Source organism: Streptomyces sp. NBC_00820 (genome assembly GCF_036347055.1).
Lineage (GTDB): Bacteria > Actinomycetota > Actinomycetes > Streptomycetales > Streptomycetaceae > Streptomyces.
The window spans coordinates 2,532,179-2,545,522 of record NZ_CP108882.1 but is presented as its reverse complement, the minus strand read 5'-3'; the positions used below and the strand labels follow the sequence as shown (position 1 = coordinate 2,545,522).

General features: G+C 71.0%; 8 protein-coding genes. 5 read left to right on the top strand and 3 right to left on the bottom strand.

From position 1 onward, the window contains the following. Positions 1-25: 25 nt before the first annotated feature. The 5 genes from OIB37_RS11620 (at position 26) to pulA (ending at position 10,462) form a co-directional block, all read left to right on the top strand. Positions 26-985: an AurF N-oxygenase family protein gene (locus OIB37_RS11620; protein ID WP_330457498.1), complete on the top strand. Its 960-nt coding sequence runs from the start codon at positions 26-28 to the stop codon at positions 983-985. A gap of 67 nt (positions 986-1,052) precedes the next feature. Next, the gene (locus tag OIB37_RS11615) at positions 1,053-2,762 is read left to right on the top strand and encodes an FAD-dependent oxidoreductase (protein ID WP_330457497.1); all 1,710 of its coding nucleotides are present in this window, start codon (positions 1,053-1,055) and stop codon (positions 2,760-2,762) included. Between the two features lie 97 nt (positions 2,763-2,859). Then, a complete protein-coding gene (locus OIB37_RS11610) occupies positions 2,860-4,002 on the top strand; it encodes an acyl-CoA dehydrogenase family protein (RefSeq protein ID WP_330457496.1) in 1,143 nt (380 codons plus the stop codon). Positions 4,003-4,139: 137 nt separating this feature from the next. After that, positions 4,140-4,832: a TetR/AcrR family transcriptional regulator gene (locus OIB37_RS11605; RefSeq protein WP_330457495.1), complete on the top strand. Its 693-nt coding sequence runs from the start codon at positions 4,140-4,142 to the stop codon at positions 4,830-4,832. A gap of 191 nt (positions 4,833-5,023) precedes the next feature. Further along, positions 5,024-10,462, top strand: a complete 5,439-nt coding sequence (gene pulA, locus OIB37_RS11600; protein ID WP_330457494.1) for a pullulanase-type alpha-1,6-glucosidase — start codon at positions 5,024-5,026, stop codon at positions 10,460-10,462. Positions 10,463-10,484: 22 nt separating this feature from the next. On the opposite strand, the gene OIB37_RS11595 is transcribed toward pulA, so the two are convergent. The 3 genes from OIB37_RS11595 to OIB37_RS11585 all read right to left on the bottom strand — a co-directional run bounded on the left by OIB37_RS11595 (position 10,485) and on the right by OIB37_RS11585 (position 13,189). Next, positions 10,485-11,174, bottom strand: a complete 690-nt coding sequence (locus OIB37_RS11595; RefSeq protein ID WP_330457493.1) for a TetR/AcrR family transcriptional regulator — start codon at positions 11,172-11,174, stop codon at positions 10,485-10,487. 69 nt (positions 11,175-11,243) lie between these two features. Further along, complete coding sequence (locus OIB37_RS11590; RefSeq protein WP_330457492.1) at positions 11,244-12,293, bottom strand: PDR/VanB family oxidoreductase; 1,050 nt, start codon at positions 12,291-12,293, stop codon at positions 11,244-11,246. Continuing rightward, a complete protein-coding gene (locus OIB37_RS11585; protein ID WP_330457491.1) occupies positions 12,293-13,189 on the bottom strand; it encodes a metal-dependent hydrolase in 897 nt (298 codons plus the stop codon). Before OIB37_RS11585 ends, OIB37_RS11590 begins: the two co-directional genes overlap by 1 nt. Positions 13,190-13,344 lie beyond the last annotated feature (155 nt).

Genomic DNA, 13,344 nt, shown 5'->3' with positions numbered 1-13,344 from the left:
ACCCACCGCCGGATCGAGGACCGCGATGACCAGCCAGCAGACGTACCACGAGGTGCTCCAGACCCTGTCCGAGGGCTCGGTGCACGTCCACTTCGACGCGTTCACCGACATCGACTGGGACAACCCCGACTTCGCCGTCGACCCGCAGGACCCCCGCTGGATCCTGCCCGAGGCCGACCCGCTGGGCGGACACCCCTGGTACCGGGCGCAGCCACCCGGGCGGCAGGCCGAGATCGGGCTCTGGCGGTACGCCAACGTCGCCAAGGTGGGCATGCAGTTCGAGAACGTGCTCATGCGCGGGGCGCTGGACTACGTCTTCCACCTGGGCAACCAGGACCCGGAATTCCGGTATCTCACCCACGAGATCACCGAGGAGACCCACCACACCCAGATGTTCCAGGAGTTCGTCAACCGCGCCGGGGTCGACGTGCACGGCGGCCGCCGCTCCTTCCAGGTGATCAGCCGCTTCCTCCCGCTCGCCGCCTCGCTGCTGCCGGAGGCGTTCTTCACCGGCGTGCTGGCCGGCGAGGAGCCGATCGACCACATCCAGAAGGCGATCCTGCGCTCGGGCGCCGAAGGCCACCCGCTGCTGACGAGGATCATGCAGATCCACGTCGCCGAGGAGGCCCGGCACATCTCCTTCGCCCACGAGTTCCTGCGCACCAAGGTCCCCGGGTACGGGAAGGTGCGCAGGGGGGTGCTGTCGGTCATGTTCCCGCTGATCATGCGCCGCCTGGGCGACGTGATCGTGATCCCCGACCGGAGGACCGCCGAGAAGATGGGCGTGCCCTACTCGGTGATCAAGGACATTTTCTGGAGGTCCGACGACGGGCGGAAGATGCTGCGCGACCTCTTCGCCGACGTGCGCATGCTCGCCGAGGACATCGGCCTGATGAACCGGGCCTCCCGGCGCGTGTGGAAGATGCTCCGCATCGACGGCCGCCCGTCCCGCTACCGCAGCCACCCCGCCTCACTGTCCGCCTGACCGGTCCGCCCGACCGGTCCGCCCGACCTGTCCGTCCGACCGAACCGCCCGAGCGAAGAAGCCCGCCATGCCCTACGTCGTCACCCGGTCGTGCTGCGCCGACGCGTCCTGCGTGCTGGCCTGCCCGGTCAACTGCATCCACCCCGCACCCGGTGAACCCGGCTTCGCCGCGGCCGAGATGCTCTACGTCGACCCGCGCGCCTGCGTCGACTGCGGTGCCTGCGCGAGCGCCTGCCCGGTGGACGCGCTCAAGCCGCACACCAGGCTCACCGCGGCCGAGCAGCCGTTCCTCGACCTCAACGCGGCCTACTACGAGGATGATCCGCATCCGGCCCGTACGCCACTGGCTCTCGTGCCCAGGCAACGGCAGCTCAACGCGGGCGAGTTGCGGGTGGCCGTGGTCGGGGCGGGCCCGGCGGGCCTCTTCGCCGCCGACGAGCTGCTCAAGCATCCGGGCGTCCGCGTGACCGTGTACGACCGGCTGCCCACCCCCTACGGCCTGGCGCGCACGGGGGTCGCGCCGGACCACCAGGACACCAAGGGAGTCACCCGGCTCTTCCGGGCCATCGAGGCCCAGCCCGGCTTCGCGTACCGGCTCAACGTGGAGGTGGGCGAAGACCTGCGCCACGAGGACCTGCTGCGTGACCATCACGCCGTCGTCTACGCGGTGGGCGCCGCGACCGACCGGCGGCTCGGCATCGACGGCGAGGACCTGCCCGGCAGCGCGGCCGCCACCGACTTCGTGGCCTGGTACAACGGCCATCCCGACCACGGGGCCACGACCTGCGCCCTGGACGGCGAACGCGCCGTGGTCGTCGGCAACGGCAACGTGGCCCTGGACGTGGCCCGCGTGCTGACCGCCGACCCGGCATCGCTCGCCCGCACCGACATCGCCGACGGGGCGCTGGACGCGCTGCGCGGCAGCCGGGTGCGCGAGGTGGTCGTCCTCGGGCGGCGCGGGCCGGCCGAGGCCTCCTTCACCCTGCCGGAACTGCTCGCGCTCGCCGCGCTCGACAGCGTCGACGTCGTCGTCGAGGGCTGGCCGGAGGGCCTGGCGCCGGACACCTCGCCCAGGACGGCCCTGCTCGCCGAACTCGCCGCCCGCACACCCGTACCCGGCCGGCGCCGCATCGTGCTGCGCTTCCTGACCACACCGACCCGCGTCCTCGGCGACGACCGGGTGACCGGTCTGGAGGTCGCCCGCACCGAGCTGCGCACGGACGACGACGGCACCGTACGGGCCGTCCCCACCGGCGAGACGGAGACCATCGCGACCTCGCTCGTGCTGCGTTCGGTGGGATACCGCGCCCGGCCGGTCCCGGGGCTGCCGTTCGACGAGGGGACCGGCACGGTTCCCCACGAGCGGGGCCGGGTCGAGCCGGGCGTCTATGTCGCCGGCTGGATCAAGCGCGGTCCCACCGGGTTCATCGGGACCAACAAGACCTGCGCGGAGGAGACCGTCGCGGCACTCCTCGACGACTTCGACGCCGGCCGGCTCACCGCGCCGGCGGACGCGTCGGGTACGGCGGCCCCACCCGGTGCGATGGGCACGCCGGGCACGACGGGCACGACGGGGTCCGCGGAGGTCGTGGACCTCGACGGCTGGCAGGCGATCGACCGGGCCGAACGCGCGGCAGGTGCTCTCCAGGGGCGCCCCCGCGTCAAGATCACCGACAGGGACACCCTGCTCGCCACGGCGCGCCCCGCGGCCCCCGCGCCGCGGCGGCGCCTGCCCCTGACCGTCCTGCCCCTGACCGTCCTGCGCCGGTCCCGTTAGCCGCCGCTCCGGTCCCGGTGGCGTCGTGCGCCGCCGGAACCGCCGGCACCGTTCCGCCCGACCCCTTCCGCCCCCTAGCGACAGGAATGGCCCCGTCATGGAGAGCGTGCTGTACACCGCCGACCACGAGAGCTTCCGCGCGACCGTGCGCGCCTTCGTGGAGCGCCACATCGTCCCCTTCCACAAGCAGTGGGAGAGCGACGGGATCGTCCCGCGCACCCTGTGGACCGAGGCAGGCAAGCTGGGGCTGCTGGGCACGGACGTGCCGCAGGAGTACGGCGGCGGGGGAGTGGCCGACTTCCGCTACAACACCGTGCTCAGCGAGGAGATCGTGCGGGCCGGCGCCTCGGGGGTCGGCTTCACGCTGCACAACGACGTGGTGGCCCCCTATCTGCTGAAGCTCGCGAACGAGGAGCAGAAGCGGCGCTGGCTGCCCGGCTTCTGCGCGGGCGAGCTGATCACGGCCATCGCGATGACCGAGCCGGGTGCCGGCAGTGACCTGCAGAGCATCCGCACCACGGCCGTGCGCGACGGCGACCACTACGTGGTCAACGGCTCCAAGACCTTCATCACCAACGGCATCAACGCCGACCTCGTGATCGTCGTGGTCAAGACCGACCCGGAGCAGGGGGCTCACGGCACGAGCCTGCTCGTGGTCGAGCGCGGCACCCCGGGCTTCGAACGCGGCCGGAACCTCGAGAAGATCGGCCTGAAGGCACAGGACACCGCCGAGCTGTTCTTCGAGGACGTCCGGGTTCCCGCCGCGAACCTCCTCGGGGAGGAGAACTCCGGGTTCGCCCACCTGATGAACGCCCTGCCCCAGGAGCGGCTGTCGATCGCGGTGGCGGCCGTGGCGGCGAGCGAGAAGATCTTCGAGACGACCCTCGCGTACTGCAAGGAGCGTACGGCGTTCAACCGGCCCATCGGCTCCTTCCAGGCCAACCGCTTCAGCCTCGCCGAGATGGCCACCGAGATCCAGATCGCCCGCACCTTCCTGGACCGCTGCATCACCGTCCACAACGAGGGCGCCCTGTCGGTCTCGGACGCCGCCATGGCCAAGTGGTGGACGACCGAGCTGCAGAAGCGGGTCGTGGACACCTGCCTCCAACTGCACGGCGGCTACGGCTTCATGAGCGAGTACCCGGTCGCGCAGGCGTTCCTCGACAGCCGGGTGCAGACCATCTACGGCGGCACCACGGAGATCATGAAGGAGATCATCGGCCGTTTCCTCGGCGTCTGAGGCGTCTGAGGCGTCTGGGGCGTCTGGGGCCTCTGAGGCGCCTGGCGTCCGGCGCCCGAGGCGCCCGGTGACCGGGGCGCCTTCCAGTTGTGTGCGACACGGCGTCGCGCATACCCCGGCGAAGTTATCCTGAGGAAATGGCGGACACCACGAACCAGAGGGCCGAGGCCGACGGCCGTTCGACCCGCTGGAACGCGCACAAGGCCCGGCGCCAGATCGACGTGATCGACGCAGCCGTCGCCGCCATCGAGGAGGAGGGCCCCGACGTCGGCGTCAAGCGGATCGCCGAACGGATCGGGCTGCCGCGGTCGGTGGTGTACCGGCACTTCAAGGACCGCGCCGAACTCGACGAGCTGATCCGCGGGCGCGTCGTCGAATCCCTCATGGCCGACCTCGCGCCGGCGCTGGCGCCCGACGGCACCGTCATGGCGGCCATCCGGCGCGCCGTCGACGCGTATCTCGACTGGATCGGCCTGCACCCCCGGCTGCACGCCTTCCTCGGCGTGGGCTCCGCCGCGCCGGGAGGCGGCTCCGGGGTGGTCGCGGGCACCAAGGCGGCGATCGCCGTGCAGGTGGGCGCGTTGTTCGCGGCCGTCCTGAAAGCCCGCGGCGAGGACAGCCCGCTGGCGCGCTCGCTGGCCGTAGGCGTCGTCGGATTCGTCGACGCCACGGTCAACGACTGGTTCACCACCATGCCACGCGAACTCGACAGCGCCCGGCTCGCCGAGTTCCTCACCTGCTCGATCTGGTCGGTGCTCGACGGCAACCTGCGCGCGCTGGGCGTCGAACTCGCCCCCGATCAGCCCCTGTCCGAACTGCTCGGCGGCTGAGAGCGCGACGCGGCACGAACGGAACGGCCCTTCACGGAGGTTGGCGCTGAAAGGTCTTGCTAAGAGTTTCAAGACTCTTGCTGCAACCCTTTCGTTGGCGATACGGTCGCGCGGTCGCCCGGCACCGGAGCCGTGCCGCGGGCGTTGGGGTCGGACCCCAACAGAGCCGTAATCGCAAGGAGTTCCCGCCTGTGATACCGAGATGGCCGGCGCCGCGGACGCGCCGTACCCCGTACCGACGCAGGGCCGCGGCAGTCACCGCCGCCGCCCTCGCCGCCGCCCTGGTGCAGCCCGTGGCCGCTCACGCGGACGCCCCGCCCCCGCCCCCCTCCGACGCGAAGCTCGCCGCCGCGCCCGCACGGCACGACGACACGCGCGAGCAGTTCTACTTCGTCATGCCGGACCGTTTCGCCAACGGGGACACCTCCAACGACCGCGGCGGCCTGACCGGTTCACGGCTGAGCACCGGCTACGACCCCACCGACAAGGGCTTCTACCAGGGCGGCGACCTCAAGGGCCTGGCCAAGCGGCTCGACTACATCAAGGGCCTGGGCACCACCGCCATCTGGATGGCCCCGATCTTCAAGAACCAGCCGGTGCAGGGGACGGGCAGTGACGCCTCGGCCGGCTACCACGGTTACTGGATCACCGACTTCACCAAGGTCGACCCGCACTTCGGCACCAACAAGGACCTCGCGACCCTCATCTCCAAGGCGCACGCCAAGGGCATGAAGGTCTTCTTCGACGTCATCACCAACCACACCGCAGACGTCGTCGACTACGCGGGCGACTCCCACGACTACCTGTCCAAGGGCGCCTTCCCGTACCTCACCAAGGACGGCCGGCCCTTCGACGACGCCGCCTACGCCGAGAACACAGCCGGGAACACAGCCGGGAACAAGGGTTTCCCCGCCGTCTCCACCGGCTCCTTCCCGCGCACCCCGGTCGTCCCGGCCGCCAAGCGGAACACCAAGGTGCCGTCGTGGCTCAACGACCCGACGATGTACCACAACCGCGGTGACTCGACCTACGCCGGTGAGAACGCCACCTACGGCGACTTCTCCGGCCTGGACGACCTGTGGACCGAGCGTCCCGAGGTCGTCCACGGCATGGAGAGGATCTACGAGCGCTGGGTGCGGGACTTCGGCGTCGACGGCTTCCGCATCGACACCGTCAAGCACGTCGACATGCCCTTCTGGACCCAGTGGGCCACCGCGCTCGACAAGTACGCGGCAGCGCACGGCCGCAAGAACTTCTTCATGTTCGGCGAGGTCTACACCGCCGACACCTCCATCACCTCCCCGTACGTCACCCAGGGCCGCCTCGACGCCACCCTCGACTTCCCCTTCCAGGACGCGGCGCGCACCTACGCCTCCCAGGGCGGCAGCGCACAGAAGCTGGCGCACGTCTACGGCGACGACTACAAGTACACGTCCGGCAAGGCCAACGCGTACGAGCAGGTCACCTTCCTCGGCAACCACGACATGGGCCGCATCGGGTACTTCCTGAAGCAGGACAACCCCAAGGCCACCGACGCCGAGATCCTGCGCAAGGACGAGCTGGCCAACCAGCTGATGTTCCTAGGCCGCGGCAACCCGGTCGTCTACTACGGCGACGAGCAGGGCTTCACCGGCTCCGGCGGCGACAAGGACGCCCGCCAGACCATGTTCGCCTCCAAGGTCGCCGACTACCTGGACGACGACGAGATCGGCACCGACCGCACGCCGGCCGCCGACGCCTACGACACGAGCGCGCCGCTCTACAAGGAGATCGCGGCCCTCTCCCGGCTCCGCAAGGCCAACCCGGCCCTGACGGACGGCGTCCAGACCGAGCGGTACGCGGCCGACGGCGCGGGCGTCTACGCGTTCACCCGTACGGACGCGCGCACCGGCGCCGAGTACGTCGTCGCCCTCAACAACGCGGACGAGGCCCGTACGGCCACCTTCGCGACCGGCTCCGCCGGCATGTCGTACCGGGGCGTCTACAAGGCCACCGGCACGGTCAGGTCCGACGCCGACCGCAAGGTCACCGTCACCGTCCCGGCCGGCACCGCCGTCGTCTACAAGGCGGCCGGCACCCTCGCCGGGCCGGGCGGCAACCCGACGATCACCCTGAAGGCCCCGGCCGCCGGAGCCACCGGCACGGTCGAGGTGCAGGCCGACACCGGGGGAGGTGGACAGCTCAACCGCGTCGTCTTCGCCGCCCAGACCGGCGACGGCAAGTGGCGGACGCTCGGCTCCGCCGACCACGCCCCCTACAAGGTCACCCAGACCATCGGATCGGACGTTCCCGCCGGCACCGCCCTGCGCTACAAGGCCGTCGTGATCGACACGGCCGGGCACACCGCGAGCGCCACGGCGAGCAGCACCACCGGCACCGCCCCCGCGCCCGAGGTCCCCTCGGCCTCCTCCCGCGACTACGCGGTCGTCCACTACAAGCACGCCGACGGCGACTACGCCGACTGGGGCCTGTACGCCTGGGGCGACCTCGCGGACGGCGAGGCGACCGACTGGCCGAACAGCCACCCCTTCACCGGCCGCGACGCCTACGGCGCCTTCGCCTACGTCAAGCTCAAGCCGGGCGCCTCGAACGTCGGCTTCCTCGTCATCGACAAGGACGGCGACAAGGACGTCTCCGCCGACCGGTCCATCGACGTCACCAAGACCGGCGAGGTCTGGATCGAGCAGGGCGACGCCGGCGTCCGGACCCAGCGGCCCGACTACCCCGCGCAGGACAAGACCAAGGCGGTCATCCACTACCACCGCGCCGACGGGAACTACGACGGCTGGGGCCTGCACACCTGGTCGGGTGCCGCGAACCCCACCGACTGGTCGAACCCCCTGAAGCCGGTGAAGACTGATGCCTATGGCGCGGTCTTCGAGGTGCCGCTCTCCGAGGGTGCCACCAGCCTCAGCTACATCATCCACAAGGGCGACGACAAGGACCTGCCCACCGACCAGTCGCTGGACCTCACGGCCGACGGCAACGAGGTGTGGCTGTTGAACGGCCAGGAGAAGCACCTCCTGCCGATGCCCGCCGGCAGCACGGCCGCCCTCGACCTGACCACCTCCAAGGCGGTCTGGATCGACCGGGACACCCTCGCCTGGAACGGCGCCGACGGTGCCGCCTCCACCCAGCTGCTGTACTCCCACGACGGCTCGATCGCCGTCAAGGACGCCGGCCTGACCAGCGACGACGAACGCTGGCTGCGCCTTGCGAAGACCACGCTGACCGACGCCCAGAAGGCGAAGTTCCCGCATCTGAAGGACTACACCGCCTGGACCGTCGATCCGCGCGACCGTGACCGGGTGCGTGCCGCGCTCTCCGGCCAGCTCGTCGCCTCGCAGCGCGCCGCCAACGGCGCCGTGCTGGCCGCCACCGGCGTGCAGATCGCCGGCGTGCTCGACGACCTGTACCCGGGCGCGACGACGGCGAAGCTCGGCCCCGTCTTCCACGACGGCAGGCCGACCCTGTCCGTGTGGGCGCCGACGGCCCAGTCCGTCCACCTCGACCTGGACGGCCGCAGCGTCGCGATGCACCGCAGCGCCGGCACCGGCGTCTGGTCCGTCACCGGCCCCGCGTCCTGGAAGGGCAAGCCCTACCGGTACGTCGTCAGGGTCTGGGCGCCCAGCGTCGGCAAGATGGTCACCAACGAGGTCACCGACCCCTACTCGCTCGCCCTGACCGCGAACTCCGAGCGCAGCCTCGTCGTCGACCTGAACGACAAGTCCCTCGCTCCGGGCGGCTGGTCGGGCCTCGTCAAGCCCAAGGCCGTACCGCTGAAGGACGCGCAGATCCAGGAGCTGCACATCCGGGACTTCTCCGCGGCCGACAAGACCGTACCGGCCGCGGACCAGGGCACCTACCTGGCCTTCACCGACAAGAACAGCGACGGCTCCAAGCACCTGCGCGAGCTGGCGAAGTCGGGCACCTCCTACGTGCACCTGCTGCCCGCCTTCGACATCGCCACCATCCCCGAGAAGAAGGCCGACCAGGCGCGCCCCGACTGCGACCTGGCCTCCTTCCCTGCCGACTCCGACCAGCAGCAGGCGTGCGTCACCAAGAGCGCCGCGAAGGACGCCTACAACTGGGGCTACGACCCGTACCACTACACGGTCCCCGAGGGTTCGTACGCCACCGACCCCGACGGCACCGCCCGTACCGTCCAGTTCCGCAGGATGGTCCAGTCCCTCAACCAGGACGGCCTGCGCGTCGTCATGGACGTCGTCTACAACCACACGGCGGCCGCCGGGCAGGCGGACACCTCCGTCCTCGACCGGATCGTGCCCGGCTACTACCAGCGGCTCCTCGCGGACGGCAGCGTCGCCAACAGCACCTGCTGTGCCAACACCGCGACCGAGAACGCCATGATGGGCAAGCTCGTCGTGGACTCGATCGTCACCTGGGCCAAGGAGTACAAGGTCGACGGCTTCCGCTTCGACCTCATGGGCCACCACCCCAAGGCCAACATCCTGGCCGTGCGCAAGGCCCTCGACGCGCTGACCGTCGCCAAGGACGGCGTCGACGGCAAGAAGATCATCATGTACGGCGAGGGCTGGAACTTCGGAGAGGTCGCCGACGACGCGCGCTTCGTGCAGGCCACGCAGAAGAACATGGCCGGCACCGGCATCGCCACCTTCTCCGACCGCGCCCGTGACGCGGTGCGCGGCGGCGGACCCTTCGACTCCGACCCCGGCGTCCAGGGCTTCGCGTCCGGGCTGTACACCGACCCCAACTCGTCCACGGCGAACGGCACTCCGGCCGAGCAGAAGGCCCGGCTGCTGCACTACCAGGACCTGATCAAGGTCGGCCTGAGCGGCAACCTCGCCCGCTACCGCTTCACCGACTCGGGCGGCAAGGAGGTCACCGGCGCGGGGGTCGACTACAACGGCTCGCCCGCCGGCTACGCGGACGCCCCCGGCGACGCCCTCGCCTACGTGGACGCGCACGACAACGAGTCGCTGTTCGACGCCCTCACCTACAAGCTGCCGGGCGACACCCCGGCGTCCGACCGGGCCCGCATGCAGGTCCTGGCGATGGCAACGGCCGCCCTCTCGCAGGGCCCGGCCCTCTCCCAGGCGGGCACCGACCTGCTGCGCTCGAAGTCACTGGACCGCAACTCCTTCGACAGCGGTGACTGGTTCAACGCCATCCACTGGAACTGCGCCGACGGCAACGGCTTCGGGCGCGGACTGCCCCCGGCGGCCGACAACGAGTCCAAGTGGCCCTACGCCAAGCCGCTGCTCGGCGCGGTCCAGGTCGGCTGCCCGCAGATCACCGGCGCCTCGGCCGCCTACCAGGACCTGCTGCGCATCCGCACGTCGGAGCGGGCGTTCTCCCTCGGTACGGCCACGCGGGTGCAGGACGAGCTGTCCTTCCCGCTGTCCGGCAAGGACGAGACGCCCGGCGTGATCACCATGAAGCTGGGTGACCTGGTCGTGGTCTTCAACGCCACCCCGCAGCAGCGGGAACAGCGCGTCGCAGCCTTCGCCGGGACGCACTACCGGCTGCACCCGGTGCAGGCGGCCGGCGCGGACGAGGTGGTCAAGACCTCGTCCTACGCGGCCGGTTCGGGCACGTTCACCGTCCCGGCGCGGACCGTGGCGGTGTTCACCCGGACCGCGCGCTAGGTCAACAGGGCCTGGGAACGGTTCAGGTAGCCAGGGACAGCAGCCGGCCGGCGAGCTCCGCGAAGGGGCCGTCGGCCGGCTCGTTCTTGACCATCCGGCTCACCAGGGCGGCCATCTCCGCGTCGTAGGCCGCGCTCACCGCCGTGAGCGCGGCGAAGTCGTGGACGAGCTGGAGCTCCAGCTCGGCGCGCGGGATGCGCCGGCCGTCGAGCCAGATCAGCGCCGTCGACTCGGCGAGCGAGATCCACGACCGGACGACCAGTTCCAGGCGCGCGGGCGCGTCCGTGACGCCCAGGTGCGAGAGGATCTGCTCGTAGGCGATCTGGCGCACGGAGTCGACGAGCGCGTTGGTCTTCGACGAACCCACGGCCGGGCCGCCGCGCATCAGCGCGGAGAAACCGGGCCCGTGCTCGTCCACGAAATCGAAGAAGCGGCGCATCACCCGCAGCAGCCTGGCCCCCAGCGGACCCTCGTGCGGCTCCTCGAACCGGCTCGCCAGATCCTCCGAGGCGCGCTTCAACGCCGCCTCGTACAGGCTGATCTTGCCGGGGAAGTAGTGATACACCAGCGGGCGCGAGATGCCCGCCGCGGCCGCTATCTCGTCTATGGAGACCTCGTCGGGCGAACGTCGGCTGAACAGATCGAGGGCGACCTTGATGAGCTGCTGCCGCCGCTCCTCGACGCCCATCCTGCGGCGAACCCCGGTACTCATACGAACACCTTACCGACCGGTACCGCCCTTCAACCGGACGGCACCGCCCCGGTGTTCACCGGACCCCCCTCAGAGATCCAGCACGAGCCGCCCGTCGGCGGCCCGCGAGACGCAGATCAGCATCGACCCGGCACGCTCTGCGTCGGTCAGCAGCTCGTCCCGGTGCTCCACCTCGCCCTCCAGCACCCGCTGCCGGCACGTCCCGCAGAACCCCTGCTCGCAGGAGTAGAGGGTGTCCGGCAGTTCACGGCGTACGGCGGCCAGCACGGTGGAGTCGGCCGGTACCGTCAACGTCCGTCCGCTGCGCCGCAGTTCGACCTCGAACTCCCGGTCGCCCGCGGTCGCGGTACGTGGCGCGAACCGCTCCAGGTGCAGCGTGGCGGACTCGGGCAGCCGCGCCTCGACCGCCGTCATCAGGCCCTCGGGGCCGCAGCAGTACACGGCCGTGCCCTCCGGCACGTCCGCCAGCAGGGCGTCCAGGTCCGGGCGCCCGTCCTCGTCCTCGGCGACCACGGTCAGCCGGTCCCGCGCCAGCTTCGCCACCTCCTCCAGGAACGGCATGGACGCCCGGTTCCGGCCGCAGTACAGCAGCCGCCAGTCCGCGTCCTCCGGCAGCGCCCGCAGCATCGGCAGGACCGGCGTGATGCCGATACCGCCGGCGACGAAGACGTAACCCGGCGCCCCGACCAGCGGGAAACGGTTGCGGGGGCCGCGTGCCCGCAGAACCGTCCCCTCGGTGAGTTGTTCGTGCACCTCCCGCGAGCCGCCCCGCCCGTCCTCGACCAGCCGGGTGGCGACCGTGTACGACGTGGAGTCCTCCGGGTCCCCGCACAGCGAGTACTGCCGCACCAGCCCCGAGGGCAGCACCAGGTCGAGGTGCGCGCCCGGTTCCCAGGACGGCAGCCCGTCGCCCTCCAGGCGTAGCCGTACGACCCCGTCGGCCACCGGCTCGCGCGCGGTGAGGGTCAGCCGCAGGGTCCGGGAGCGGGGGAGCCCGGAGACCGGTGGGTCCAGGGCGGGCAGTGGCCACAGCGGCGAGGTACGGACGCGGCGGCGCAGGGCCCGCCGGGTCAGCAGGGCGGTGCCCGTGACGAGGGCGACGGTACGCAGCGTCGGCATCACGGCGCTTCCTTCTCCGCGGCGCGCGCGGCGGGGGAGGAGGCCAGGTAGGCGACCGCCTGGGCGGTGGAGCCCTCCTGGGAGGGGTGGTAGGCGTGGCCGAGGTAGCGCGGGATCGACCTCAGCAGGGCCGGGGTGCTCGGCAGGGTGCCCCGGCGGCCGCTCAGGTAGAACTCCTTGAAGGTGGCCCTGCCGTCCACCAGGGTCGGGTCGTTCTCCATGAAGAAGCGGGCCCCGCGCTGCCACAGGAACATCAGCGCCGCGAACGCCAGCGACCAGGTGCGCACCCGGCGCCGGTAGCCGCCGTCGACGTGCAGGAACAGGTCGAAGGCGACCGAGCGGTGCTCGACCTCCTCGGCGCCGTGCCAGCGCAGCAGGTCCAGCATGGTCGGGTCGGCGCCCCGCCGGTCGAGCTCGTCGGCGTTGAGCACCCAGTCACCGAGGAAGGCGGTGTAGTGCTCGATGGCCGCGATCAGCGCGATCCGCTCCAGCAGCCACCAGCGGCGTGCCCGGCCCGGCGGCAGGGTGCGGTCGCCGAGGAGCTTCTCGAAGAACCAGTCGACCTGCGCGGTGTACGGCGTCGGGTCCAGGCCCTGCTCGCGCAGGTGCGGGAGCACCTCGTCGTGGGCCTGGGAGTGCATCGCCTCCTGCCCGATGAAGCCGATGACGTCCTCGCGCAGCCGGTCGTCCTGGATGAGCGGCAGCGCCTGCTTGTACACGTGCACGAACCAGCGCTCACCGGCGGGCAGCAGCAGGTGCAGCACATTGATCGTGTGCGTGGTGAACGGGTCGCCGGGCACCCAGTGCAGCGGCGTGTCCTCCCACGAGAAGGACACGTCGCGGGCCTTGAGCGCGACGCGCTCGGACTCCACCGGCCGGGCCTGCGTGTTAGACATGGCGTCAATGTACTGAGGGGTAAGTCGCCTGAGAACCCCCGCGCACGGCCTTGTTTACATTCGTGTCACCAAGGAGCGTCACCGAGGCGTGTCACCAAGGTGCGTGGCCAAGGGCGCCGGTGGTGCGTGTTGCCCAGACGTGTCACCAAGGAGCG